The sequence below is a fragment of the Brachybacterium sp. SGAir0954 genome (genome assembly GCF_005490785.1).
Lineage (GTDB): Bacteria > Actinomycetota > Actinomycetes > Actinomycetales > Dermabacteraceae > Brachybacterium > Brachybacterium rhamnosum.
Genome location: NZ_CP027295.1, coordinates 3,030,400 through 3,054,787 on the forward strand (window position 1 = coordinate 3,030,400; position 24,388 = coordinate 3,054,787).

General features: G+C 73.2%; 22 protein-coding genes. 4 read left to right on the forward strand and 18 right to left on the reverse strand.

Features of this window, described 5'->3' with window-relative positions; all coding sequences use genetic code 11:
• The first annotated feature begins 40 nt into the window (after positions 1–40).
• Entirely contained in the window at positions 41–1,576 is a 1,536-nt protein-coding gene (locus C1N80_RS13605) for a L,D-transpeptidase (RefSeq protein WP_137771266.1), read from the forward strand.
• 112 nt (positions 1,577–1,688) lie between these two features.
• Here C1N80_RS13605 and truB read toward each other — a convergent pair whose 3' ends face one another.
• The 7 genes from truB to rimP form a co-directional block, all read right to left on the reverse strand.
• A complete protein-coding gene (gene truB, locus C1N80_RS13610; RefSeq protein WP_137771267.1) occupies positions 1,689–2,594 on the reverse strand; it encodes a tRNA pseudouridine(55) synthase TruB in 906 nt (301 codons plus the stop codon).
• Complete coding sequence (gene rbfA, locus C1N80_RS13615; RefSeq protein ID WP_137771268.1) at positions 2,591–3,088, reverse strand: 30S ribosome-binding factor RbfA; 498 nt, start codon at positions 3,086–3,088, stop codon at positions 2,591–2,593. Before rbfA ends, truB begins: the two co-directional genes overlap by 4 nt.
• Complete coding sequence (locus C1N80_RS13620; protein ID WP_137771269.1) at positions 3,085–4,218, reverse strand: TRM11 family methyltransferase; 1,134 nt, start codon at positions 4,216–4,218, stop codon at positions 3,085–3,087. Before C1N80_RS13620 ends, rbfA begins: the two co-directional genes overlap by 4 nt.
• A gap of 63 nt (positions 4,219–4,281) precedes the next feature.
• A complete protein-coding gene (infB, locus tag C1N80_RS13625; protein WP_137771270.1) occupies positions 4,282–7,179 on the reverse strand; it encodes a translation initiation factor IF-2 in 2,898 nt (965 codons plus the stop codon).
• 96 nt (positions 7,180–7,275) lie between these two features.
• A complete protein-coding gene (locus C1N80_RS13630) occupies positions 7,276–7,575 on the reverse strand; it encodes a YlxR family protein (protein WP_137771271.1) in 300 nt (99 codons plus the stop codon).
• Between the two features lie 186 nt (positions 7,576–7,761).
• Entirely contained in the window at positions 7,762–8,751 is a 990-nt protein-coding gene (gene nusA, locus C1N80_RS13635) for a transcription termination factor NusA (RefSeq protein WP_137771272.1), read from the reverse strand.
• Between the two features lies 1 nt (position 8,752).
• Positions 8,753–9,334, reverse strand: a complete 582-nt coding sequence (gene rimP / locus C1N80_RS13640; protein WP_137771273.1) for a ribosome maturation factor RimP — start codon at positions 9,332–9,334, stop codon at positions 8,753–8,755.
• A gap of 153 nt (positions 9,335–9,487) precedes the next feature.
• Here rimP and C1N80_RS13645 point away from each other — a divergent pair, with 153 nt between their 5' ends.
• Positions 9,488–10,603 carry a DUF4439 domain-containing protein gene (locus C1N80_RS13645; protein ID WP_137771769.1) on the forward strand — a complete coding sequence of 372 codons (1,116 nt, stop codon included), beginning with the start codon at positions 9,488–9,490 and terminating at the stop codon, positions 10,601–10,603.
• 36 nt (positions 10,604–10,639) lie between these two features.
• On the opposite strand, the gene C1N80_RS13650 is transcribed toward C1N80_RS13645, so the two are convergent.
• Positions 10,640–12,421 (reverse strand): proline--tRNA ligase, encoded by a 1,782-nt coding sequence (locus tag C1N80_RS13650; protein ID WP_137771274.1) that lies wholly within the window; start codon positions 12,419–12,421, stop codon positions 10,640–10,642.
• A gap of 113 nt (positions 12,422–12,534) precedes the next feature.
• Between C1N80_RS13650 and C1N80_RS13655 the strand changes: the two genes are divergently transcribed.
• Both C1N80_RS13655 and C1N80_RS13660 read left to right on the forward strand, forming a co-directional pair.
• Positions 12,535–13,836 (forward strand): hypothetical protein, encoded by a 1,302-nt coding sequence (locus tag C1N80_RS13655; protein ID WP_240811144.1) that lies wholly within the window; start codon positions 12,535–12,537, stop codon positions 13,834–13,836.
• 82 nt (positions 13,837–13,918) lie between these two features.
• Complete coding sequence (locus C1N80_RS13660; RefSeq protein WP_137771275.1) at positions 13,919–14,506, forward strand: hypothetical protein; 588 nt, start codon at positions 13,919–13,921, stop codon at positions 14,504–14,506.
• 15 nt (positions 14,507–14,521) lie between these two features.
• Here C1N80_RS13660 and C1N80_RS13665 read toward each other — a convergent pair whose 3' ends face one another.
• The 10 genes from C1N80_RS13665 to tsf all read right to left on the reverse strand — a co-directional run bounded on the left by C1N80_RS13665 (position 14,522) and on the right by tsf (position 24,381).
• Positions 14,522–15,367 (reverse strand): DUF4081 domain-containing GNAT family N-acetyltransferase, encoded by an 846-nt coding sequence (locus tag C1N80_RS13665; RefSeq protein WP_137771276.1) that lies wholly within the window; start codon positions 15,365–15,367, stop codon positions 14,522–14,524.
• Between the two features lie 8 nt (positions 15,368–15,375).
• The gene (ispG, locus tag C1N80_RS13670) at positions 15,376–16,530 is read right to left on the reverse strand and encodes a flavodoxin-dependent (E)-4-hydroxy-3-methylbut-2-enyl-diphosphate synthase (protein ID WP_137771277.1); all 1,155 of its coding nucleotides are present in this window, start codon (positions 16,528–16,530) and stop codon (positions 15,376–15,378) included.
• A gap of 112 nt (positions 16,531–16,642) precedes the next feature.
• A complete protein-coding gene (locus C1N80_RS13675; RefSeq protein WP_137771278.1) occupies positions 16,643–17,980 on the reverse strand; it encodes an RIP metalloprotease in 1,338 nt (445 codons plus the stop codon).
• The gene (gene dxr / locus C1N80_RS13680) at positions 17,977–19,188 is read right to left on the reverse strand and encodes a 1-deoxy-D-xylulose-5-phosphate reductoisomerase (RefSeq protein WP_137771279.1); all 1,212 of its coding nucleotides are present in this window, start codon (positions 19,186–19,188) and stop codon (positions 17,977–17,979) included. Before dxr ends, C1N80_RS13675 begins: the two co-directional genes overlap by 4 nt.
• Positions 19,185–19,733, reverse strand: coding sequence for a DivIVA domain-containing protein (locus tag C1N80_RS13685; RefSeq protein WP_137771280.1), 549 nt, complete (start codon positions 19,731–19,733; stop codon positions 19,185–19,187). Before C1N80_RS13685 ends, dxr begins: the two co-directional genes overlap by 4 nt.
• Positions 19,734–19,812: 79 nt before the next feature.
• Positions 19,813–21,075 (reverse strand): 23S rRNA (adenine(2503)-C(2))-methyltransferase RlmN, encoded by a 1,263-nt coding sequence (rlmN, locus tag C1N80_RS13690; RefSeq protein WP_137771281.1) that lies wholly within the window; start codon positions 21,073–21,075, stop codon positions 19,813–19,815.
• The gene (locus tag C1N80_RS13695; protein WP_168198118.1) at positions 21,072–21,998 is read right to left on the reverse strand and encodes a phosphatidate cytidylyltransferase; all 927 of its coding nucleotides are present in this window, start codon (positions 21,996–21,998) and stop codon (positions 21,072–21,074) included. Before C1N80_RS13695 ends, rlmN begins: the two co-directional genes overlap by 4 nt.
• 13 nt (positions 21,999–22,011) lie before the next feature.
• On the reverse strand, positions 22,012–22,578 hold the full coding sequence (gene frr, locus C1N80_RS13700; RefSeq protein ID WP_137771282.1) for a ribosome recycling factor: 567 nt from the start codon (positions 22,576–22,578) through the stop codon (positions 22,012–22,014).
• 107 nt (positions 22,579–22,685) lie between these two features.
• Entirely contained in the window at positions 22,686–23,441 is a 756-nt protein-coding gene (pyrH, locus tag C1N80_RS13705) for a UMP kinase (protein ID WP_137771283.1), read from the reverse strand.
• Between the two features lie 115 nt (positions 23,442–23,556).
• Entirely contained in the window at positions 23,557–24,381 is an 825-nt protein-coding gene (tsf, locus tag C1N80_RS13710; RefSeq protein WP_137771284.1) for a translation elongation factor Ts, read from the reverse strand.
• Positions 24,382–24,388: the final 7 nt, after the last annotated feature.

A 24,388-nucleotide genomic window follows, 5' to 3' on the forward strand; every position in this document is an offset into this window, starting at 1 on the left:
CGGTGCGGCACCGACGCCGCCCGGGAACGGAACGATGACCATGACGAACGTGACCGACACGGCCACGGGCCGCCACGGCCGCCGGCGCGTGGCCCTCGTGCTGCTCGCGATCCTCGCGGTGCTCGCGGTGATCCTCGCGGGCGGCGCGCTGGCGTACGCCAAGCAGTTCGACGGCAAGGCGCTGCCCGGCACCACGGTGCTCGGCCAGGACGTCTCCGGCAAGAGCGCCGAGGAGATCGCCGCCCTCGTGGCGGGGAAGGCCGACGACGTCACCGTCACGATCGACGCCGGCGAGAACAGCAAGGACGTCTCCCTCGCCGATCTCGGCGTGAGCGTGGACGCAGACGCCACCGCCGCCTCCGCGCTCGACCGCGACCGGGCACTCCCCGACGTCGTCGCCTCGACCTGGTCCGGCGAGCACGCCGTGACGCCGGTCGTGGACGTCGACCGGAAGAAGGCCGCCGAGGTCGCGAAGGGGCTCGTCCCCGCGGACCGCACCCAGCCGGTCGACGCGAAGGTCGAGTACGACGAGGACGCCGGCACCTGGAACGCGGTGCCCGGCACCGCCGGCCAGGGCGTCGACCCGACGGCCCTCGTCGACACCGTCACCGAGAAGGCCGCCTCCCTCGAGTCCTTCACCGTCGAGCAGCCCATCGAGGAGATCGCCCCCGCGATCACCACCGACGAGGCGGAGAAGACCGTGGGCGAGATCGCCTCGCTCCTGGACCAGTCGATGGTCATCAAGGACGCCGACGGCGAGGTCCTCGAGATCTCGAAGGAGCGCCGGAGCAGCTGGCTCTCGGTCGCCGCCGACGAGGCCGGATCCGCCCTCGAGGTCTCCGTCGACGAGGACGCCGTGCGCGACTGGGTCGCCGAGCGCGCCGAGAAGCGGACCAAGGAGAAGAAAGACGGCATCGAGCAGGTCGACGAGTCCGGCAAGACCGTGAAGGTCGTCGCCGAGAAGCAGGACGGCGTCGAGATCACGAACACCGACGCCGTCGCGGACCAGCTCATCTCCTCCCTCCAGGGCACGAGCCCCTTCGAGGGAACCTTCGAGACGAAGTCCGTCGCCGCCGAGATCCAGAAGGTCGACGCCCCCGCCGAGGAGGACGAGGACAAGGCCAAGGACGACAAGGACAAGGCCACCTCCGAGGACTCCGAGGAGAAGGAGGAGGAGAACGCCACGCCGACCGGCGAGAAGTGGATCGACGTGAACCTCTCCGACAAGACCGTGACCGCCTACGTCGGCGACACCCCCGTGTGGGGCCCGCGCTCGATGGTCGACGGCAAGTCCGGCTACGAGACCGTCGAGGGCTCGTTCGAGGTCTACCTGACCTACGAGAAGCAGGACATGACCAACGCCTCCCGCTACCCGGTGGGCCACGAGAAGTACTACTACACCGAGGACGTCCCCTGGGTGCAGTACTTCCACGGCGGCTACGCCTTCCACGGCGCGCCCTGGCGCTCCTCCTTCGGCTACTCCGGCTCGCACGGCTGCATCAACCTGCCGGTGTCCGATGCGAAGTGGCTCTACGACTGGGGCGGCATGGGCACCCGGGTCGAGGTCCATCGCTGACCATCCCCTCCCCCGCATGCGCAGCGCCCCCGTCCGGTGATCCGGGCGGGGGCGCTGTGCGTGCGGCGGGGACGGAGCGAGCGACGGCGGGCCGAGCGGCGCCGGGCTCCGCTCAGCTCCGGGCGTCGAGGGGGACGACGAGCAGCGGCTTCCAGCGGCCCTTCTCGGCGCGGACCACGGCGCACAGGGCGCCGGCCGCGTCGAGGGCCGCGACGGGCTGCTCGGAGGTGCCCTCCGCCCCGGGGAGGGGCCGGCCGACGGCGAGGTCCGACGCGCCGGACTCGTCGACCGTGATCGTCGGGAGGACCGCCGCGGCGGTCGTCCCGAGGCCCCGCAGCGGGAGCTCCACGTCGTCGCCCTCGCCGCGGGCGGGGACATGCAGACCCTCGTCCACTCCGAAGGGGCCGACCGCGGTGCGCCGCAGCGCCGTGAGGTGGCCGCCGACGCCGAGGGCGGCGCCGAGGTCCCTGGCCAGGGCACGCACGTACGTGCCCGAGGAGCAGCTGACCACGACGTCGAGGTCGAGGTGCGGGCCCTCCTCACGACGCCCGAGCACCTCGAAGCGGGAGATGCGGACGCCGCGCGCGGCGAGCTCCACGTCCTCCCCCGCGCGGGCGCGGGCGTAGGCGCGCTTCCCGTCGACCTTGATCGCGGAGACGGTCGACGGCACCTGCTGGATCTCCCCGCGCATCGGGACCAGCGCCGCCTCGACCTGGGACTCGGTGAGGTGGGCGGCGGGGACGACCTCGCCGATCTCCTCGCCCTCACGGTCGTCGGTGGTCGTCGCGCGGCCCAGCCGGATCGTCGCGGTGTAGGTCTTGTCCAGACCCACGAGGTAGGTCAGCAGGCGGGTGCCCTGGCCGACGCCGAGCACGAGCACGCCCGTGGCCATCGGGTCGAGCGTGCCGGCGTGGCCGACCTTCTTCGTGCCGAGCAGCCAGCGGACGCGGGCCACGACGTCATGGCTCGTGCGGTCCGGCGCCTTGTCGACCAGGAGGATGCCGTGGGGACCGCTCACGCGGTGGTGCCCCCGCGCACCTCGTCATCGGCGTCGAGCTCCTCGGAGTCGTCCTCGAGGTCGTCCTCGATGTCCTCACGAGGGGTCCGGTAGGGGTCCTCCTCGCCGGCGAAGGCGGCGCCCTCCTTCGTGCGGGCGAGGTCCTCGTCCCGGGTGCGGGCGGTCACGAGGAGGTCCTCGATGGAGCGGGCGTTCTCCGGGATCGCGTCGAGGATGAACTCGAGGGTCGGGGTGAGGCGCACGCCGGTCTCGCGGCCCACCTCACGGCGCAGCATGCCCTTCGCGCTCTCGAGCGCGGCGGCGGTGCCCTCGCGCTCCTCGTCGGTCCCGTACACGGTGTAGAAGACCGTCGCGTGCTGGAGGTCCCCGGTCACGCGGACGTCGGTGACGGTCACGGTCCCCAGACGCGGGTCCTTGACCTTCGTGTCGAGCTGGGTGGCGACGATCTGCTGGATGCGATGGGCGAGGCGCCGCACGCGGGGGTTCTCGGTCATGAGGGGTCCTCCTGGGGACGGGTATCCGTCGCGGCGCCGAGGGCGGTGAGCTCCTCGAGCCGCGGGTGGGTCGTGGGCACCGCGAGCAGGACGTCGCGGTCGATGGACTGGTCCACGCGGTGGCGGAACGCTCCGTCGTGGCTGATCAGGCGCAGGCCCGCCGCCTCGAGCGCGCGGGAGGCGTCGGCGTGGCCCAGAGTATGCCGGTTCACCGCGAGCGCCACCCCGGCGCCGTCGCGCAGCAGGGCGCGCCAGCGGGGCGCGACCTCCTCGAGCACCGTCAGCGGGGAGCGGTCCCAGCCGCCGGCGGAGCGGGAGCCGTGCTGGACGCCGTAGGGCAGATCCGCGACGAGGGCGTCGATCGAGGCGTCCGGGAGCAGCTCGCCGAGGCGGCGGGTGTCGCAGCCCAGCAGCGTGAGGCGCTGGCCGCCGGTCTCGCGCTGGACGCGCTTGTCCTCCGCGAGCTCGACGTCCACGCGGGTGCCGAGCTGCTCGCCGCGCACGCTGAGCCGGCTCGCGGCGACCGTGTGCTTGTAGCGGTGGGTGCGCAGGTAGGTGGAGAGGAACGCCCGGTAGGCGTCGACGTCCTTGCGGTCGATCTCCGCGCCGACGGGGCTGAGCCCGAGCCGCAGCGCACGGTTCAGGGTGGTGCCGCGGCCGGCCATCGGGTCGAGCAGCCGCAGGCTGCCGTCGCGCAGTCCGGCGCGGCGCGTGGAGAGCGCGGCGGCGAGGTTCACGAGCAGGGCGGTGAACTGCTCGTTGGTCTTGCCGGGGTACTTCAGGATGGTCTCGAGGTCGTCCCGGTGACGCAGGGTCGAGGGGACCGCGAGCGGCCGGAGCAACGGCTCCTCCGGATCCCCCGGCTCATCCCCCACGAGCTCGAACAGCCCGTAGGTCGCGGAGAGCGTGGAGAGCAGGGCGGGGAGGTCGCGCGCGGAGTCCGCATCACCACCGGTCAGGGACACCTCGAGGGCGGGGATCCCACCCACCGGGCGCTCGCGCACGGCGACGCCGGACCCCAGGTGCGCACCGAGGACCCAGCGGGCCTCGGCGAGCACGAGGGGCCCGGCGGCGGAGGTGTAGACGCGGTTCGCGGACGGGGCGCGCAGCGCCAGGAGGGATCGGGTCATCTCGGGTCACCTCCTGATCGGGAGGTCCGGGTGCCGCTGGTGCGGCACCCGGACCCTCGACGATCAGCTGCGGGGCTTCTCCTGCATCTCGTAGGTCGTGATGACGTCCTCGAGCTGCAGATCGTTGTACGAGCCCAGGTTGATACCGCACTCGTACCCGTCGCGCACCTCGGTGACGTCGTCCTTGAAGCGACGCAGACCGGCGATCTCGATGTTCTCCGAGACGACCACACCACCACGGGTGATGCGGGCCTTCGCCCCGCGGCGGATGATGCCGCTGCGGACGATCGAGCCGGCGATGTTGCCGAACTTCGAGGAGCGGAAGATCTCGCGGATCTCCGCCGAGCCGAGCTCGACCTCCTCGTACTCCGGCTTGAGCATGCCCTTGAGGGCCTGCTCGATCTCGTCGATGGCGTTGTAGATGACCGAGTAGTACTTGATCTCCACGCCCTCGCGGTCGGCGTACTCCGCGTTCTGACCCTCGGCGCGCACGTTGTAGCCGATGATGACGGCATCCGAGGCGACGGCCAGGTTGATGTTGTTCATCGTGATGGCGCCGACGCCGCGATCGATGATGCGCAGCTGCACCTCCTCGCCCACGTCGATGCCCAGCAGCGACTCCTCGAGCGCCTCGACCGCACCCGCGGCGTCACCCTTGAGGATGAGGTTGAGGGTCTCGATCTTGCCGTCGGCCATGTGCTGCGTGATGTCCTCGAGGCTGATGCGCTTGCGCACCTTGGAGAGCGACGCGGCGCGCTTGGCCGCCTCGCGCTTCTCCGCGATCTGACGAGCGGTGCGCTCGTCGGCCGCGACCAGGAAGTTGTCACCGGCACCGGGGACCGAGGTCAGACCGAGCACCTGGACGGGACGGGACGGACCCGCCTCCTCGACCGGGGTGCCGTCCTCGTCGAGCATGGCGCGCACACGGCCGTGGCCGATGCCGCAGACGATCGCATCGCCCACGCGGAGCGTGCCCTGGCGCACCAGCACCGTCGCGACCGGACCGCGACCGCGGTCCAGGTTCGCCTCGATCGACACGCCGCGGGCGTCCTTGTCGGGGTTCGCCCGCAGGTCGAGGGACGCGTCCGCGGTGAGCAGGACGGCCTCGAGCAGCTTGTCGATGTTGAGGTTCTCGCGAGCGGAGACGTCGACGAACATCGTGTCGCCGCCGTACTCCTCGGCGATCAGGTTGTACTCGGTCAGCTGCTGACGGATCTTGTCCGGGTTGGAGTCCGGCTTGTCGATCTTGTTGACCGCGACCACGATCGGCACGTTCGCCGCCTGGGCGTGGTTGAGCGCCTCGATGGTCTGGGGCATCACGCCGTCATCCGCGGCGACCACGAGGATCGCGATGTCGGTGACCTCGGCGCCGCGGGCACGCATGGCGGTGAACGCCTCGTGGCCCGGGGTGTCGATGAACGTGATCGCGCGCTCGGCGCCCTCGTGCTCGACCGCGACCTGGTACGCACCGATGTGCTGGGTGATGCCGCCGGCCTCGCCCGCGGCCACCTTCGAGGACCGGATCGTGTCCAGCAGTCGGGTCTTGCCGTGGTCGACGTGGCCCATGACGGTGACGACCGGGGGCCGCGGGAGGCGGTCCTCGTCGTCCTCGTCCGCGAGCTCCGCGTCGAGATCGATGTCGAACTGCTCGAGCAGCTCGCGCTCCTCGTCCTCCGGGGAGACGATCTCGATCTTGTAGCCGAGCTCCTCGCCCAGCAGGCCGAAGGTGTCCTCGTCGAGGGACTGGGTGGCCGTGGCCATCTCGCCCATCGCGAAGAGCACGGTGATCAGCGATGCGGGGTTGACGTCGATGCGGTCCGCGAAATCGGACAGCGAGGCGCCGCGGCGCAGCCGGATGGTCGCACCGTTGCCGCGGGGCAGCGAGACGCCGCCCGGGGCGGGAGCCTGCTGCTGCTCCCATTCCTGGCGCTTCGCGCGCTTCGACTTGCGCGAGCGGGCGGGCTTGCCGCCGCGCCCGAAGGCGCCCTGGGTGCTGCCGCGACCGCCGCGGCCGCCGCGGGGGCCGCCACCGCCGCCGGGACCGCCGCCGGGGCGGGCACCGGGGCCGCCGCCGGGACGTGCGCCGCGGGGGCCACGACCGTCGGCGCCCTTCGCGGCGTCCTGGAGACCGCCGTGGGCGTGCTGGTTCATGACGCCCGGCGTGGGCATGCCCGGACGCGGGCCGCCGGGACGGGGACCGCCCGGACGGGGACCGCCGGGACGCTGCGCGCCCTGGCCCTGACCCTGGCCGTCACGCTGCGCGGGACGCGGGCCGCCCGGACGGGGCATGCCCTGCGAGCTCGCGAAGGGGTTGTTGCCCGGACGCGCGCCGCCGCCCTCGCGGGGGCCGCGGCCGCCGGCACCGGCACCGCCCGGCTTGCGACCGGGACGGGGCATGCCCTGCGAGCTGGCGAACGGGTTGTTGCCGGGACGGGCCCCGCCCGGACGCGGCGCGGGACGCTCACCGCCGGGCTTCGGGGCGCCGGAGGGACGCTCCTCCTTCGCGGCGGGGCGCTCGTCCTTCGGCGCGGGGCGCGGGGCGCCCGGCTTCGGGGCTCCGGCGGGCCTCGCGGCGGGGCGCTCGGCACCGGCGGAGGCGGCCGACGCGGCGGGGGCCTCGGCGGCGGGAGCCGACTGCTCGGCCGGTGCGGCCTCGGCGGCAGGCTTCTGCTCGGCGGCGGGCGCCGGGGCGGCACCCGGCTTCGGGGCGCTCTTGGCACCGGGCTTGGGGGCTCCGCCGGGCTTCGGGGCGCCGGAGGGCTTGGCGGACGGCGCCGGGGCCGACGCGGTGGAGCCGCCGGAGCCGGCGGGGAACTCCCCGCGCAGACGACGGGCGACGGGTGCCTCGATGGTCGACGAGGCGGAACGGACGAATTCGCCCATGTCCTGCAGCTTCTGCAGGACGACCTTGCTGGGCTGTCCGAGCTCCTTGGCGAGCTCGTGGACGCGGACCTTAGCCACTTTTCTCCTGTCTCGGTCCGGCCGACAGAAGGGCTCGGACCATTAATTCCAGAGGGTGCTCATGAGTGAGTACTCATCGGATGTCCATGGGTTCTTCTACTTCCACTGGATGGTGGGCTCGAAAGCCTCGAGATCCCCGAGCAGCTGATCGGTGCGCACCGCGCCGCGGAAGGACCGGGCGAGGCCGCCCCGTCGCAGGGCGAGGTCGAGGCACGACGCATCGGGATGGAGCCAGGCCCCGCGACCCGGGGCGACCTTGCGGGGGTCGAGCCGGATCTGCGGTGCGGTCCCATCGGGAGCGGGCTCCCGGACCAGACGCATCAGCTGATCGCGCGGGGCCGTCTCACGACAGCCGATGCACGTGCGCTCGGGGCGGTGGGGCGAAGGGCCAGCCATCGGTCCCTCCCTCTCCGTTCCGAGCGCCCTCCCCGGTGACGATCCGCCTCCCCGGAGGGCACGGACCAGCCAGGAATCCTGGAAGGACAGCTGGTCCAGTGTAGCGGACACGCCCGGGGCGCCGGGCACCGGGGAGTCGTGCGACACACCACCCCGCGCACGGGCCCGCCGGGCCCGCGGCGCCGGTCAGGCGCCCGCGTCCTCCGCGGGGGCCGGGCCGTCGGGGTGGATGTCGATCTTCCAGCCGGTCAGCTTCGCCGCCAGACGCGCGTTCTGTCCGTCCTTGCCGATCGCGAGCGAGAACTGGGTCGCGGGGACCGTCGCGCGGACCGCCCGACCGACCTCGTCGACCACGACGACGCTCGTGACCTTCGAGGGCGAGAGCGCGTTGGCGACGTAGGTGGTCGGGTCCTCCGAGTAGTCGACGATGTCGATCTTCTCGCCGCTGAGCTCGCTCATCACGGCGCGCACGCGGGCGCCCATCGGGCCGATGCAGGCGCCCTTGGCGTTCAGTCCCGGCACGGTCGCGCGGACCGCCATCTTGGTGCGGTGCCCCGCCTCGCGGGCGATCCCGGCGATCTCGACGGAGCCGTCGGCGACCTCGGGGACCTCGAGGGCGAACAGCCGCCGCACGAGGTTCGGGTGGGAGCGCGAGAGCGTGATCTGGGGACCCTTGGGGCCGCGACGGGCCTCGGTGACGTACGCGCGCAGGCGCTTGCCGTGGGAGTAGTCCTCCCCGGGGACGCGCTCGTGCGGCGGGAGCACCGCCTCGACCTCGCCGAGGTCCACGAGCACCATCCGCGGGTCGCGGCCCTGCTGGATGATGCCCGAGACGATGTCGTCCTCGCGATCCGCGTACGTGCCGAGCACGGCGTCGTCCTCGAGGTCGCGGATGCGCTGGAAGATCACCTGGCGCGCGGTGGAGGCGGCGACGCGACCGAAGTTCTCCGGGGTGTCGTCCCACTCCTCGAGGACGTTGCCCTCGGCGTCGCGCTCGCGGGCGATGACGGCGACCTCACCGGTGCGCTCGTCGATCAGCACCTCGGAGTCCCGCACGGGGTGGTCGGTGTGGAGGTACGCGGCGTGGAGCGCGGAGCGGATGGCGTCCAGCAGCACGGGCAGGCTGATCTCGCGCTCGCGCTCGAGCGCGCGCAGCGCCCCCATGTCGATGTCCATCTCAACTCTCCTTCGGTGCGGTGTGGCCGGCCTCGGCGAGCAGCTGCTCGAGATCGGCGGGCGGGTCGAACTCGATCTGCACCCGTGCCGACTCGACCTCGGCCACGGGGATCTCGAGGCGGTCGGGGGTGCCGGCGGGCAGCCTGCGCGGCCGGCCGCGGTCGTCGCGGCCCGCCTCCGGGCGCAGGAGCACCGCCTCGGCCTCGGTCACGGCGAGGATCCGGGCACGGTGCTCCTCGCCCTGCGCGGTGCGCAGCTCGACGAGGCGGCCGCGGGCGCGACGGAAGTGGCGAGCGGCGGTGAGCGGGCGGTCCACACCGGGCGTGGTCACCTCGAGCAGCGCGGGATCGGGGCCCAGCAGCGCATCGTCCTCGTCGACCATGTCGTTCAGCGCACGGGAGACGAGGGCGACGGTGTCGAGGTCCACGCTGCCCGAGCGGTCCTCGGGGAGGTCGACGACGATGCGGATCTCCGGCGTCCCGGAGCGGGGCCGCACCTCGATGTCCTCGAGCACGAGATCGTGGTCCGCGAGCAGGCGCTCCGCGGCCTCCCGCAGGGCCGGATACGGGTCGAGGGTGCTCATCGGCGCTCTTCTCCTCCTGCGTATGGCACCCGCGCGGGGCGGGGCGTGGGGTCCGGGCGCCGGGGTGCCGGCGGGGACCGCTCCAGGATAGTGGTCCACCGCCCTGAACGCGCCCCGGGAGGCCTCCGGTGCGACAATCCTCCCGTGCTCCGCATGCTCGCCGATCCCTCAGACCCCGGCCGTCCGGCCCCCGGCCGCCGGGCGACGCCCGCCCGCCCGGCCCCGGTGCCGCGGCCGGGGCGCCGCGCCGTGCTCCTGGCCGGGGCGTCGACCGGTCTGCTCGCGCTCGCGGGCTGCGGCACGGTGCGCCTGGGCGGGCCGGCCCCCTACACCCCTCCCCCTCCCGGCATCGACGACCTCTACCGCGAGGACCTGCTCGCCTCCCTCGAGACCTGCCTCGCCGGGGCCCGGGCCGTCGAGGAGGCGACGGATCCGGGGACCGACGCGGCGGCCGCCGAGGTGCTCTCCGAGCTCGTGGGCGTCCTGCCGGCGCAGCGGGACTCCCTGCGCACCGGCGCGGAGCTCGAGGACGCCGCGAGCGCCGAGGCCGCCGGCTCCCCGACGGCGACGGTCTCCCCCTCCGCCTCCCCCGCCGCCGACGCCGCCGCCCTCGTCGCGGCGCTGTCCGATCTGCGCGTGCTGTGCACCGCGGCCGCACGCCAGGTCTCCGGCTCCCTCGCCCGGCCCGTCGCCGCCATCGGCGCGCACGTGCACTGGGCGGCGCTGCGGCTCGTCGCGGCGAGCGGATCGGGCGAGGTCGCCGCGCTGCCCCCGGCAGAGGAGATCGTCCCCACCCGGACCGTGCCCGAGACCGACCCGCCGTCCATCGGCGCCGAGTCCGACTACCACCTCACGATCGAGGCGGCGCAGGACCAGGAGTGGTACGCCGGATACGTGCACGAGGTCCTCGCAGCGCGCACCGCGGACGAGGAGCGCACCGCGCACGAGGAGGCGAGCACGCTGCACCGGGACCGGGCGGCGGCCCTCGCGGCGGCCGCGCAGGAGGACGGCGCCCCCGTGGTGGAGCGGAAGGCGGTCTACGCCCTGCCGGTCGAGCCCCTCGACGAGGACACCGCGGCGAAGCTCCCCGCACAGGTCTCCACGGCGCTTCTCGACGCGCATCTCGCCCTCACCGGCGCGGCGCCCTTCGCTCGGCGCCCGCTCGGCATCGCGGCCGCGCTCGCGGAGGCGGGCGTGCTCGCCCCGCTCACCGGCGCGATGGATCCGCTGCCCTCCCTGGACATCACGCAGCGGGGCGCCGACGGCTGAGCCGTCGGCGCCCCGGGCGTCGTCCCGTCCGTGGGATCAGGCGTCGGCGAGCGCGCGCACCGTCCCGACGACGGCCTCGGGCGCGACCTCCTGGACGGATCCCGCGACGCGGTCGCGGACCTCGACGATGCCCTCGGCGAGCCCGCGGCCCACGACCACGGTGGTGGGGATGCCGATGAGCTCGGCGTCCTTGAACTTCACGCCCGGCGAGACCTTGGGACGGTCGTCGTAGAGCACGTCGTAGCCGGCGGCCTCGAGCTGCTCCGCGAGCTCCGCGGCCTTCGCGAAGATCGCCTCGTCCTTGCCCGTCGCGAGCACGTGCACGTCCATCGGTGCGACGGAGCGCGGCCACGCGAGGCCCTTGTCGTCGTGGTGCAGCTCGGCGATCGCGGCGACCGCACGGGTCACACCGATCCCGTAGGAGCCCATCGTGACCGTGACGGCCTTGCCGTTCACGTCGAGGACCTTGACGTCGAGCGCCTCGGCGTACTTGCGGCCCAGCTGGAAGATGTGGCCCATCTCCATGCCGCGGGTCAGGCGCAGCGGACCGGAGCCGTCGGGCGCGGGGTCGCCGTCGCGCACCTCGGCCGCCTCGATCATGCCGTCGGCCGTGAAGTCGCGGCCGAAGACGAGGTCGTAGACGTGCTTGCCGGCCTCGCCCGCGCCGGCGACCCAGCGCGTCCCCTCGGAGACCCGCGGGTCCACGACGTAACGGATCTTCGACGTCGACTCCAGGCCCAGGCCCGCCGGGCCGATGTACCCCTTGGCGAGCACGGGGTGACGGGCGAAGTCCTCCTCCGTGAAGGGCGCGGCGACCGCCGGGGCGACCGCGACCTCGAGGCGCTTCTCGTCGATCTCGCGATCGCCGGGCAGCGCGATGACGAGCGGCTCGGTGCTGCCGTCGGGGTAGGTGAGCAGGTAGACGAGGTGCTTGAGCATCTCGTAGCGGGTCCAGCTGCCGTCCTCCGCGACGTAGCCGCCACCGGGGTATGTCGCGTTGGAGAAGTCGGTGAGCGCCGCGATGGTCGAGGCGCCGGGGGTCTCCTCGACATGGGCCGCGGGCAGCGCGGCGATCTCCTCCGCGGACAGCGGCGCCGGTGCCACGGTCGTCACGGCCTCGACGTTCGCGGCGTAGCCGCCGTCGGTCACCACGAAGGTGTCCTCGCCGACGGGCGTGGGGTGGAGAAACTCCTCGGAGCGGGAGCCGCCCATGGCGCCCGCGTCCGCCTGGCAGATGACGACGGGCAGGCCCAGGCGCGAGAAGGTCCGCTGGTACGCCTGGCGCTGACGGTCGTAGGAGGCGTCGAGACCGGCGTCGTCGACGTCGAAGGAGTAGGCGTCCTTCATGACGAACTCGCGCACGCGCAGGAGCCCGGCGCGGGGGCGCGCCTCGTCGCGGTACTTGTGCTGGACCTGGTAGAGCATGACCGGGAGGTCCTTGTAGGAGCTGAACAGGTCCTTCACCGCGAGGGCGAACATCTCCTCGTGGGTGGGGGCGAGGAGGTAGTCCGCGCCCTTGCGGTCCTGGAGACGGAACAGCGTGGGCCCGTACTCCTCCCAGCGACCGGTCGCCTCATAGGGCTCGCGGGGCTGCAGCGCGGAGAACAGCAGCTCCTGGGCTCCGATCGCGTCCTGCTCCTCGCGCACGATCTGCTCGACCTTGCGCATCACCTTCAGGCCCAGCGGGAGCCAGGTGTACACACCCGGGGCGGAGCGGCGGATGTACCCGGCGCGCACCAGCAGCTTGTGGCTCGCGACCTCGGCATCCGACGGGTCCTCGCGCAGCGTGCGGACGAACGAGGAGGACATGCGGATCATGGAGGGGCCTTTCGGACGTGGGGGGCGGCCGGCTCTCGCGCGGGCACCGGGACCATGGTAAGGGCGCGCACGTACGCTGGTGCGCACGCGCGACGAGCAGGGAGGTGCATGCCATGGAGGGGACCTCCTCCCTCCCTGCCCGCCGGTCGCTGCTCCTGGGCGGCGGGCTGCTCGGGGCGGGCGCGCTCGGCGCCGGGGCCCTCGCCCTGCGCGAGGATCCCCGCACCGAGGCGCCGCTGCTCTCGGCGACCGTCGCGATCGCCGCGGACGGTCGCCGCCACCTGGTGGGCGGCGACTCCTCGATCCCCGCCTCCCGACTGCGACCGGGCACCCGGCTGCTCGCCTCCGTCCCCGAGGACGCCGCGCCCGCCCGCCGCGCCGACGCGTTCATGGCGACGGCACGGCCGTGGCTGGACACGGTGCCCGCGGCGCACGCCGAGCTCGCCGCCTCCGCCCTCGCGGACCTCTGGGTGCTGGGCGACGACGCCCCCGCCCCGGTCGCCGGATGGTCGCGCAGCTGGCGCTACCTGTGGCCGCGCGACGGCGCCTTCTGCGCGGTCGCCCTCGCCCGCGCCGGGCTGCACGACGAGGCGCTCGGCATCCTCTCCCACCTGCAGTCCCTGCAGCGGGAGGGGAGCTGGTTCGAGGCCCGCTACGACCTCGCCACCGGCCGTGCCCCGGACGACCGGCCCCCGCAGTTCGACGGGACCGGGCTCGTCCTCTGGGCGGTGGCGGAGGTCCTGGAGGCGCTGCCGACCCCCGAGCGGCGCGCGACCGCCGCCGCCGGGCTCGAGCGCCTCGTCACCCGCTCGCGGGACCTGCTGCGCTCGGGCACCGGCCACGGCGAGCAGCTGCCGCCCGTCTCCCCCGACTACTGGGAGCTGCGCGAGCGCTCGGTGACGCTCGCCCTGATGGCGACGACCCTCGCCGGCTGGCAGGCCGCTGCGACCGTCACCGGCGAGAGCGGGGACGCCGAGGCCGCGGAGGCCTTCACCGCGCTGCTGCGCGAGGAGTTCGGGCCGGCCGGGTACCAGCGCTACGCCCGGCGCGGGGGCGCCGACTCCGCCCTTGCCCTGCCGACGGCGCTCGGCGCCGCGGACCTCGTCCCCACCGCTGACCTCACGCGTCTCGGGGACCTGCTCCGCCGGCCCGCCGGCGGCATCGCCCCCGGGGCCCGCTGGAAGCAGGACGGCATCAGCTGGACCCCGTCCACGAGCCTGCTCGCCCTGGGCCTCGCCCGCGCCGGCGCCGACGACGAGGCGGGCTCGCTCCTGACCTGGCTCGCCGAGCACCGCACCGCCGCCGGCTCGCTCAGCGAGAAGGTGCTCTACGACGGGCGCCCCGCGGCCGTCGCCCCGCTCGCCTGGACGGCCGCGAACACGATCCTCACGATCGACGCGCTGCGCGAGGGCTGACCTCCCGACCCTGACCGTTGTCACGGTGCCGCCATGACGGCACCCACGGCGGGAGGCGCGCTCGCCCAGCGAGGCTGAGGTCATGCGCACTGATCCCTCGCCCGCGACCCCGCTCCTGCCGATGGCCCTGTTCATGGGCGTCATGACCTGTGCCTGGTCCACGAACGCCTGGCAGGCATCTCCGATCCTCTCCGCGCTCGGCCTGCTCGCCGGGGCCGGCGTCGCGCTGGCCGCCGTGCTGGGGACCGGCCGGCGCGGGCGCCAGGACCCGCCGGCGGGGACTCCAGGGCGCGCCGGGTCCAGGGGCGTCCCCGGCCCGGTCGTCGGGCTCTTCGCGCTCATCGAGGTCGTCGTGATCGCCGGGGTGACCCTGCTGCTCGCCCGCGCCGGACGCGGAGAGCTCGTGATGCCCGCCGTCGCCCTCGTCGTCGCAGCGCACTTCGCCCTGTTCCGGCTGGTCCAGCGCTCCCGCCTGCACCTGCTCACCACGGCCCTCGGCGTCGCGGGCGCGGGTGCCGCCCTGCTGCTCGCCACGACCGGCGCCCTCGACGCGGCCGCGGCGCGTGCCCTCGCGGGGCTCTCGCTCGCCGCGTGCACCCTCGCCTACGGCGCCGTGTTCCTCGTCGCCGACCGCGGCTCCCGGCCCCGGACGGGGCTCGGCACCCGGTGAGGAGGCGCTCACCGCTCAGAACAGGATCGTGGAGAGCTCCCCGGCCTCGTGGAACCCGGCCGCCGCATAGGCACGGCGCGCGGGCTCGTTGAAGTCGTTCACGTAGAGGGAGACCTGCGGGGCGAGGTCCGCGCGCACCTGCGAGACGAGCTGCGCCATCGCCGCCCGCCCGAGGCCGCGGCTGCGGTGCCCCGGTCGCACCCACACGCCGTGCACCTGGGCGACCGGACCGAAGATCGCGCCGACGTCGGCCTTGAACAGCACGAGCCCGTCGTGCATGACGACGTAGGTGCGGCCCGCGCGGATGAGCTCGGTGACGCGGTTCCCGTAGGAGCGGCCGCCGTCGCCGCGCGTGGGATCGGCGCCCACCTCCTCGCGGAACATCGCGACCGCGGCGGGGAACACGGCGGACTCCTCCCCCGGGCGCGCGCGGCGCAGGCCGACGTCCGCGAGGGCCGCGGGCGTCTCGTCCGCGACGAGCAGCGGCTGGCTCCAGCGGTACTCCCGCACCTGGCCCGCCCAGGTGGGCGCCATCGGTGCCCACATCGCCTCGACCGCCTGCCGCGGGCCCACCACGGAGCTCGAGCGCCGGGAGCGGCCCGCGAGATGGCGGCCGAACTCCTCGAGCGCCTCGGTCCCTGCCCCGAGCGGCGACAGGTTCACCCCGTGCCAGAGCAGACCCTCGGGGGCGTCGTCCTCGCCCAGCACGGAGAACTCGGCGGCGGTGCTGCCGGCACGGGCGAGCTCCGCGAGGCGCGCACCGCCCAGGGTGTTGAGCACGGGCTCCTCGAGCGCGAGGGAGAGGGCGGGGTCGACCGCCGCGCCCCGCAGCGGGCGCACGCGGCCCCCGCGGCGGAACACCGGTGACCTCAGCTCACGGAGACGGACGGCGCGCCCTCGGCGCCCTCGCCCATCTCGGCGGCGATGCGGTTCGCCTCTGCGAGCAGGGTCTCGACGATCTCCGCCTCCGGCACGGTCTTGATGACCTCTCCCTTGACGAAGATCTGGCCCTTGCCGTTGCCGGACGCGACGCCGAGATCCGCCTCGCGCGCCTCGCCCGGCCCGTTGACGACGCAGCCCATGACGGCGACGCGCAGCGGGACCTCGAGGTGCTTGAGGCCCTCGGTGACCTCCTCGGCCAGCGTGTACACGTCGACCTGGGCGCGGCCGCAGGAGGGGCAGGAGACGATGTCGAGCTTGCGCGGCTTGAGGTTCAGCGACTGCAGGATCTGGTTGCCGACCTTGACCTCCTCCACCGGCGGGGCGGAGAGGGACACGCGGATCGTGTCGCCGATGCCCTCGCCGAGCAGGATGCCGAAGGCGACGGAGGACTTGATGGTGCCCTGGAAGGCGGGGCCGGCCTCGGTGACACCGAGGTGGAGCGGCCAGTCGCCCTCCGCGGAGAGCTGCCGGTAGGCCTCGACCATGATCACCGGGTCGTTGTGCTTCACGGAGATGCCGAAGTCGTGGAAGTCGTGCTCCTCGAACAGCGAGGCCTCCCACTTCGCGGAGGCCACGAGCGCCTCCGGGGTGACCCGGTCGCCCTTCATCATGCGGGGGTCGATCGAGCCGGCGTTCACGCCGATCCGCAGGGCCGTGCCGTGGTCCTTCGCGGCCTTCGCGATGTCCTTGATCTGGTCGTCGAAGCGACGGATGTTGCCGGGGTTCACGCGGACCCCCGCGCAGCCCGCCTCGATCGCGGCGAAGACGTACTTGGGCTGGAAGTGGATGTCCGCGATCACGGGGATCGGGGACTTCGCGGCGATCGCGACGAGCGCGTCGGCGTCCTCCTGCCGGGGGCACGCGACGCGGACGATGTCGCAGCCCGCGGCGGTCAGCTCCGCGATCTGCTGGAGCGTCGCGTTGATGTCGTGGGTGGGGGTCGTCGTCATCGACTGCACCGTGATCGGCGCGTCGCCGCCCACGAAGATGTCGCCCAGCTTGACCTTGCGGGTCCTCCGCCGGGGGGCGAGGACCGGCGGGGGCGTCTTGACGGAGGGGATGCCGAGGCTCACGGAAGTCACCGCTCCATTATCGCCCCACCGCGCCCCGAGGGGGAGGCGAGGTGCGACACCTCCACCACTCCCCCACGCCCCGCGTGGCCCCGCGCACAGCCGACATCGCGTCGGCCCCGCCTCAGAACAGCGTGATCGGGTTGACGACGTCCGCGTAGATCAGCAGCACCGTCATCCCGATGAACAGCAGGGCGACCGCGTTGGTGAGCGGCAGCATCCGCGACATGTCCACGGGGCCCGGGTCCGGACGGCCGCGCAGCCGGGCGAACGCACGGCGCACGCCCTCGATGAGCGCGCCCAGCACGTGCCCGCCGTCCAGGGGCAGCAACGGCACCAGGTTGAACACGAACAGGGCCATGTTCAGCGAGGCCAGCATCGAGATCAGCGACGCGACCTTCTGCTGGAGGGCGAAGCCCGGCTCGTCGGCCGCGACGATCTCCCCCGCGAGACGGGAGACGCCCACGACACCGACGGGGCCGTTCGGATCCCGCTCCCCGGAGCCGAAGGCAGCGACGGCCACGTCGTACAGGCGCACCGGGAGGGTCACGACGACCTTCGCCGTGCCGACGAAGGCGCTGCCCACCATGCCCGGCACCTCGAGCGGGGACTGGCGCACGAGCGCCGGGGTGCCGGAGACCCCGAGGAAGCCGACCTCCTCGGTGACGTACTCACCGTTCTCGTCGGTCTCCGCGCTCCCGTCCGCCGCGTAGACGGGGCGGTCGTCGAGGATCGGGGTCGCCGTGAGGTCCAGGCGCTCCCCGTCCCGCTCGACGACCACGTCGATCTCGCGGCCGCCCGCGGCGCGCACCGCGGTGGTGACGTCGTCCCAGGTGGAGATCTCGGCGCCGTCGATCCGGAGGATCTCGTCCCCGGGGCGGATGCCTGCGGCCATCGCCGGGGCCTCCTGCTCGCCGGCGCAGGAGGCGTCGGCCGCGGCGTCCGCCGGCAGCACGCACTGCGAGACCGACTGCACCCGGGGCGTGACCTCCGGCATGCCGATCCCGCAGGCGAGGACCGTCATGAGCATGGTCGCGATGAGCAGGTTCATGACCGGCCCGCCGAGCATCACCACGAGCTTGCGGGGCACGCTGAGGGCGACGAAGGTGCGGTGCGCGTCCTCCGGCCCGTACTGGGAGGACTCGTACTCCTTCGCATCGTCCGCGAGCTGCTGGAACATGCCGGTGGAGTCCTCGCGGACGGTGCCCTCGGGCTCCCCCTTGTGCGGCGGGTACATGCCGATCATGCGGATGTAGCCGCCGAGCGGGATCGCCTTGAGGCCGTACTCGGTCTCCCCGCGGCGCCAGGAGCGGACCGTGGGGCCGAAGCCGATCATGTACTGCGTGACCTTGACGCCGAAGCGCTTGGCGGGCAGGAGGTGCCCGAGCTCGTGGAGCGCGATCGACACCCCGAGACCGAGGGCGACCAGCACGATGCCCAGCACGAAGAGCAGGACGCTCACGAGGCGGACCCCGCGAGCGCGATCTGCTCCTGCGCGGCACGGCGGGCCCAGGCCTCGACCTCGAGCAGCGCGGCGGCGCCGCCCGCGAGATCGGCACGGGGGCGGTCGGGGCGGGAGAGGACCTCCGCGACCAGGTCGACGATGCCGAGGAAGCCGAGCCGACCCTCGAAGAAGGCGTCGACGGCCTCCTCGTTGGCGGCGTTCAGCACGGCCATCGCACCGCCGCCCTCGCGGTGGGCGCCGCGGGCGAGGCGGATCGCCGGGAAGGTCTCCTCGTCCACCGGCTCGAAGGTCCAGGACTGCGCCGCCGTGAAGTCGAGCGGCGCCGCGAGGCCGGGCAGCTTCTCGGGATGCGCGAGGGCCCAGCCGATCGCGTGGCGCATGTCCGGCGGGCTCGCCTGCGCGATCGTCGAGCCGTCCACGAGCGTCGCCATGGAGTGCACGATCGACTGCGGGTGCACGACGACGTCGACGCGGTCCTCGGGCAGGTCGAAGAGGAAGCAGGCCTCGATCACCTCGAGCGCCTTGTTCACGAGTGTCGCGGAGTTCGTGGTGATCACGCGCCCCATCGCCCAGGTGGGATGGGCGAGCGCCTGATCGGGGGTGACGTCGGCGAGCTCGGCCCGCGTGCGGCCGCGGAAGGGGCCGCCGGAGGCGGTGACGACGAGCCGGCCCACCTGGTCGGGTCGCACGCCCGCGAGGGCCTGCGCGATCGCGGTGTGCTCGGAGTCCACGGGGAGGATCTGCCCGGGGGCCGCGGCGCGCGTGACGAGGGGGCCGCCCACGACAAGCGACTCCTTGTTCGCGAGGGCGAGCCGTGCGCCGGAGTCGAGCGCGGCGAGGGTGGGCAGCAGGCCCACCGAGCCGGTCACGGCGTTGAGGACCACGTCCCCGTCGCCGAGCGCGCCCGCGAGGGCGGTCACCTGCTCCTGCCCGGCGTCCAGGTGCGGGGCGGGGATCCCCTCCGCGGTGCACGCGGAGGTCACGGCCGCGGCGACCGCGTCGAGCTGTGCGGCATCGGCGACGACGACCCGCTCCGGGCGGTGCGCGAGGACCTGCTCGGCCACAAGCTCCGGGCGGGAGCCGCCAACGGCGAGGCCGTGGACGCGGGCCGTGCCCGGGTAGCGGGAGACGACATCGAGGGTCTGCGTGCCGATCGAGCCGGTCGAGCCGAGCAGGACGAGCCGGCGTGACGGGGCGGAGGTCACGGCACGGAGGCCATCACGTCCGCGACGTGGTCGAGGTACACGTCGACGACGGCCTCGCGGTAGCCGTCACCGCCGCGGCGCCGACGGAAGGCGGCGCGGCGCACGTCGTCCACGCTCATCGGGTGCCCCTCGGTGAAGTACGCGACGAGCTGGTCGCAGAGGGCGTCGACGTCGGCCCGGTCGTACGCGGCCTCGCCGTCGGCCCCCGGGGCGAAGCGCTCCCCGGCGGGACGCTCGAGGCGCTCCTTGAGGACCTCCGCGCGCTCGGTGAGCTCCGCGATCCAGGACTCCTCGCCCTTCTCCGCGATCGCATCGTCACGGGCCTGCAGGGCGAAGGCGTCGGAGAGACGGTCCAGCGCCTCGTCGACGACGCGCATGTCGTAGCCGCCGCGCTCGGTGCCGAAGCTCGCGGAGGTGATGTCCGCCCCGTCGAAGCCGGCCTCGCGGCCCTCGTAGGCGGTGCGGGCACGGGCCAGGAACTCGTCGACCTCGTGCATGTCGTACCCGACGCTGAACCGCGAGACGCGCTCGAACGATGTGCTCACCAGATGGGTCCTTCCTCGGTGCTGTCGGTGCCCCACTGTAGCGGCGGGGCCGGGGGCCGCCTGGGAGGCGGCGCGGCGGTCACTCCGCCTGGGAGGCGACGGCCTCGACGCGGGCGACGCGGGCCTCGCGGTCCGCGCGGTGCTCGTCGGTCTCGATGACCTCGGCGGCGAGCTGGCCGCAGGCGCCGTCGATGTCGCTGCCGCGGGTGTCGCGGATCGTCGCCGAGATCCCGTTCTCCCGCAGGATCTCCACGAAGCGCTTCTCGTCCCGCGGGTCCGAGGCCGTCCACTTGGACCCCTTCACGGGGTTCAGCGGGATCGGGTTCACGTGGATCCAGTGGGCGCCGCCGTGCGCGATCAGGCGGTCCGCGAGCAGCTGGGCCCGGTGCGCCTGGTCGTTGATGTCCCGGATGAGGGCGTACTCGATGCTCACCCGCCGGCCGGTCGCCTCGAAGTACTCGAAGGCCGCGTCGAGGATCTCGTCGACGTCGAAGCGCGTGTTGATCGGGACGAGCTCGTTGCGCAGCTCGTCGTCCGGGGCGTGGAGGGAGACGGCGAGGGTCACCGGGATCTCCTCCTTGATCAGCTTCCGCACGGCCGGCGCGAGGCCGACGGTGGAGACGGTGATGTGGCGGGCGCCGATGCCGAAGCCCTCCGGCGCGGGCGCGTTCAGCCGCTTGCAGGTGGTCGCGACGGGGCGGTAGTTCGCGAGCGGCTCCCCCATGCCCATGAAGACGATGTTCGAGACGCGGCCCGGGCCGCCCGGCAGCTCGCCGCTCGCGAGCAGCCTGTTCGCCACCCGGACCTGCTCGAGGATCTCCGCGGCGGAGAGGTTGCGGGTCAGGCCCATCTGCCCCGTCGCGCAGAAGGGGCAGTTCATGCCGCAGCCGGCCTCGGAGGAGATGCACAGCGTGACCCGGTCGCTGTAGCGCATGAGCACGGACTCCACGAGGGAGCCGTCGAACAGCTTCCACAGGAACTTCTGGGTCGCTCCGTGATCCGCGGACTGCCGGGAGACCGGCTCCAACAGCGTCGGGAAGAAGCGCTCCACGAGGCGCTCGCGGAGGTCCTTGGGGATGTCCGTGAGGTCCTCGGGGTCGGTCGTGAAGTGCTCGAAGTAGTGCACGGAGAGCTGCTTGGCCCGGAAGCCCGGGAGACCCATCTCCTTCACCGCCTCGACGCGCTCGGCGAGGGTGAGGTCCGCGAGGTGGGCCGGCGGCTTGCCGCGGCGCGTGGGGCGCAGCTGCAGCTGCCCCGGCGCGAGCGCGATCGCCTGGCCGGGGACGGCCTCGCGGGAGAGGTCCGGGTTGCCGCCGGGGGCGGCGGAGGACGGACTGGTCATGGCAGGAGGACCTCCAGCAGGATGAACGTGGTGGGAGCGGCGAGGAGGATCGAGTCGATGCGGTCCAGCACGCCGCCGTGGCCGGGGAGCAGGTGGCCCATGTCCTTGATGCCCAGGTCTCGCTTGAGCAGGGACTCGGCGAGGTCGCCGCAGGTAGAGATCACGACGAGGACCACGCCGAGCACGGCGCCGATCCACCAGTCGAGGTCCAGGGCGAGGACGGAGATGCCGATCGCGATGCCTGTGCCGAGCACGAGGGAGCCCGCGAACCCCTCCCAGCTCTTCTTGGGGCTGATGCTCGGCGCCATGGGGTGCGAGCCGAAGAGCACGCCGGAGATGTAGCCGCCCACGTCGTTGCCGACAGGGACGAAGATCGCGAGCAGGACGAGGACCGCCCCGTCCTCGCGGTCGTGGAGCAGGAGGATGAAGGAGCCGAGGAAGGCGACCCAGGCGAGGGCGAACACGCCGCCGGTGACGTCCCGCAGCGCGGAGAGCCCCATGGACTCCGTGACGCGCCACAGGATGATCACGCAGACCGCCGCGGCCGTCGCGATGAGCAGCCCCTCCGGTCCGAGCACCACGGTCGAGACGACGATCCCGGCGATCCCCACGAGCAGGGGCACCGGCGGGACCCGCAGGCCGCCCTCGCCGAGCGCGCGCACGAGCTCGAGCCCCGCGAGGACCATCGCGATCCCGACGAGCACCGGGAAGGCTTGCGGGACGACGAAGAGGCTCACGAGCACGACGGCGACGAGCACGAGGCCGACGGCGATCGCGGCCGGGAGGTTGCGTCCCGGTCCGCGCCGCTTCGGCGCCTCCTCGCTCACCGCTCCCCCGCCGCTCCCCTCGCCGGGCACGGCGACGGCCGCCCCGAGGGTCATCGGGGCGGCCGGTCGGCCCGCGGGCTCAGCGGTCGCAGTCATCGCAGGAGGACGGTCAGACCGTCGCGAGCTCCGTCTCCTTGGCGGCGAGCGCCTCGTCGATCTGCTCGATGTGCTTCTTGGTCAGCGCCTCGAGCTCCTTCTCGGCGCGCGTGCCCTCGTCCTCGCCGATCTCCTTGTCCTTGACCAGCTTCTCGATGGCCTTCTTCGCGTTGCCGCGCGAGCCGCGGATGGCGACACGGCCGTCCTCCGCCTTGTTCTTCGCGAGCTTGATGTAGTCGCGGCGGCGCTCCTCGGTGAGGGCGGGCAGGACGACGCGGAGGTTGTCACCGTTGTTCGTGGGATTCACGCCGAGATCGGACTCGCGCAGCGCCGTCTCCACCGCGGTCGTGGCGGTCTTGTCGTACGGGGTGACGATGACGGTGCGCGCCTCGGGGAACTGCAGGGAGGCGAGCTGGTTCAGCGGCGTCGGCGCGCCGTAGTACTCGACGTCGATGCCCTGGAACATGGCGGCCGTCGCCCGCCCGGTGCGGATCGCGGTGAACTCGTCCTTGGTCACCTCGATGGACTTGCTCATCTTGGACTCGGCGTCCTTGAGGATGCCGGGGATGTCGTCGCTCATGTCGTTGTGTCCTCGTTCTGCTCAGAATCTGCTCGTGGATCAGGTCCATTGTCCCGCATGCGCCGGTGCGCGCGGGGACGACCCGGTGGGAAGCCGGGAACGCGGGGTCAGTCGCCGGTGACGACCGTGCCGATGCGCTCGCCGAGCATGGCCCGGGTGATGTTGCCGGGGGCGTCCAGGCCGAACACCATCATCGGCTGGCTGTTGTCCATGCACAGGCTGAAGGCGGTGGCGTCGACGACCTTGAGACCCTTCTGCAGGGCCTCGTTGTAGGTGATGGCGGAGAGCTTGGTCGCGCTCGGGTCGGTGCGCGGATCCGCGGTGTAGACGCCGTCGACGCCGTTCTTCGCCATCAGCACCTCCTGGCAGCCGATCTCGAGCGCACGCTGCACGGCGACGGTGTCGGTGGAGAAGTAGGGCATGCCGGCCCCGGCGCCGAAGATGACGACGCGGCCCTTCTCGAGGTGGCGCACGGCGCGCAGCGGCAGGTAGGGCTCCGCGACCTGGCCCATCGTGATGGCGGTCTGGACGCGCGTGGTGACGCCCTTCTGCTCGAGGAAGTCCTGGAGCGCGAGGCAGTTCATGACGGTGCCGAGCATGCCCATGTAGTCGGCGCGCTGGCGGTCCATGCCGCGCTGGGAGAGCTCGGCGCCGCGGAAGAAGTTCCCGCCGCCGACGACGATCGCGCACTCGACGCCCTGGGCGACGCCCTCGGCGATCTCTGCTGCGATCCTGGAGATGACGTCGGGATCGACGCCGACCTTCCCGCCGCCGAACGCCTCGCCGGAGAGCTTGAGGAGGACGCGGCGTCCCCCCTGCTTCCTCGGGAGGACGGGGAGGGTGGAGGTGATGGTCTGGGTCATGACGATCCTTCCGCGCGCACTGGGTCCTGGGCGAGGATACCGGAGCGGCCCCGCACCGATGGTGCGGGGCCGCTCGCGGGTGGGCACGCTCACGCGCGCCGGGTGATGCTGGGTGTCAGCTGCCGACGCGGAAGCGGACGAAACCGGTGACGGTGCCGCCGACGGCCTCGACGACCTTGCCGACCGTCTGCTTCGGGTCCTTGGCGAACGCCTGGTCGAGCAGGACGTTCTCCTTGTAGTAGCCGTTGAGGCGACCCTCGACGATCTTGGGGATCGCCTTCTCGGGCTTGCCCTCGTTCTCGGCGGTCTCCTGGGCGATGCGACGCTCGTTCTCGACGACGTCCGCGGGGACCTCGTCGCGCGTGAGGTAGGTCGGGGAGTACGCGGCGATGTGCATCGCCACGTCGCGCGCCACCTCGGCGCCGGCCTTGTCGGTCGCGACGAGGACGCCGACCTGCGGGGGCAGGTCCTTGTTCGTGCGGTGCATGTACGAGGAGACGGCCTCGCCGGAGACGCGGCCGATGCGGCGCACCTCGATCTTCTCGCCCATCGTGGCGCCGGCGTTGGTGAGCGCCTCGCCGAAGGGGGTCTCCGCCAGCTCGGCCGGCTCGGAGGCGCCGGACTCGACGGCGGCGGCCACGGCCTCGTCGCCGAGGGCGACGAACTTGTCGTTCTTCGCCACGAAGTCGGTCTCGGAGTTGATCTCGACGAGGGTGCCGGTCTGGCCACCCTCGGTGTCGCGCACGTCGACGGCGATGAGGCCCTCGGAGGCGGTGCGGCCCTCGCGCTTGGCGATGCCCTTGAGACCCTTGATGCGGATGAGCTCGACGGCCTTGGCCTTGTCGCCATCGGCCTCGTCCAGAGCCTTCTTGACGTCGAGCATGCCCGCGCCGGTGGACTCGCGGATCTCCTTGATGTCGGCTGCCGTGTAGTTAGCCATGGTCCTC

Bases quoted from the DNA above. Each gene is read 5' to 3' on its own strand.
- rimP (WP_137771273.1), bottom strand. From the start codon at position 9,334: ATGAGCACCCTCGACCCGTATCCGGCCCTGCGGGAGGCCGCGGAGCGC.
- C1N80_RS13650 (WP_137771274.1), bottom strand. From the start codon at position 12,421: ATGATCCGCATGTCCTCCTCGTTCGTCCGCACGCTGCGCGAGGACCCG.
- tsf (WP_137771284.1), bottom strand. From the start codon at position 24,381: ATGGCTAACTACACGGCAGCCGACATCAAGGAGATCCGCGAGTCCACC.
- C1N80_RS13620 (WP_137771269.1), bottom strand. From the start codon at position 4,218: ATGACCCGATCCCTCCTGGCGCTGCGCGCCCCGTCCGCGAACCGCGTC.
- C1N80_RS13695 (WP_168198118.1), bottom strand. From the start codon at position 21,998: ATGACTGCGACCGCTGAGCCCGCGGGCCGACCGGCCGCCCCGATGACC.
- C1N80_RS13645 (WP_137771769.1), top strand. From the start codon at position 9,488: ATGCTCGCCGATCCCTCAGACCCCGGCCGTCCGGCCCCCGGCCGCCGG.
- rlmN (WP_137771281.1), bottom strand. From the start codon at position 21,075: ATGACCAGTCCGTCCTCCGCCGCCCCCGGCGGCAACCCGGACCTCTCC.
- rbfA (WP_137771268.1), bottom strand. From the start codon at position 3,088: ATGACCGAGAACCCCCGCGTGCGGCGCCTCGCCCATCGCATCCAGCAG.
- pyrH (WP_137771283.1), bottom strand. From the start codon at position 23,441: ATGACCCAGACCATCACCTCCACCCTCCCCGTCCTCCCGAGGAAGCAG.
- nusA (WP_137771272.1), bottom strand. From the start codon at position 8,751: ATGGACATCGACATGGGGGCGCTGCGCGCGCTCGAGCGCGAGCGCGAG.
- C1N80_RS13630 (WP_137771271.1), bottom strand. From the start codon at position 7,575: ATGGCTGGCCCTTCGCCCCACCGCCCCGAGCGCACGTGCATCGGCTGT.
- C1N80_RS13605 (WP_137771266.1), top strand. From the start codon at position 41: ATGACGAACGTGACCGACACGGCCACGGGCCGCCACGGCCGCCGGCGC.
- C1N80_RS13655 (WP_240811144.1), top strand. From the start codon at position 12,535: ATGGAGGGGACCTCCTCCCTCCCTGCCCGCCGGTCGCTGCTCCTGGGC.
- frr (WP_137771282.1), bottom strand. From the start codon at position 22,578: ATGAGCGACGACATCCCCGGCATCCTCAAGGACGCCGAGTCCAAGATG.
- C1N80_RS13660 (WP_137771275.1), top strand. From the start codon at position 13,919: ATGCGCACTGATCCCTCGCCCGCGACCCCGCTCCTGCCGATGGCCCTG.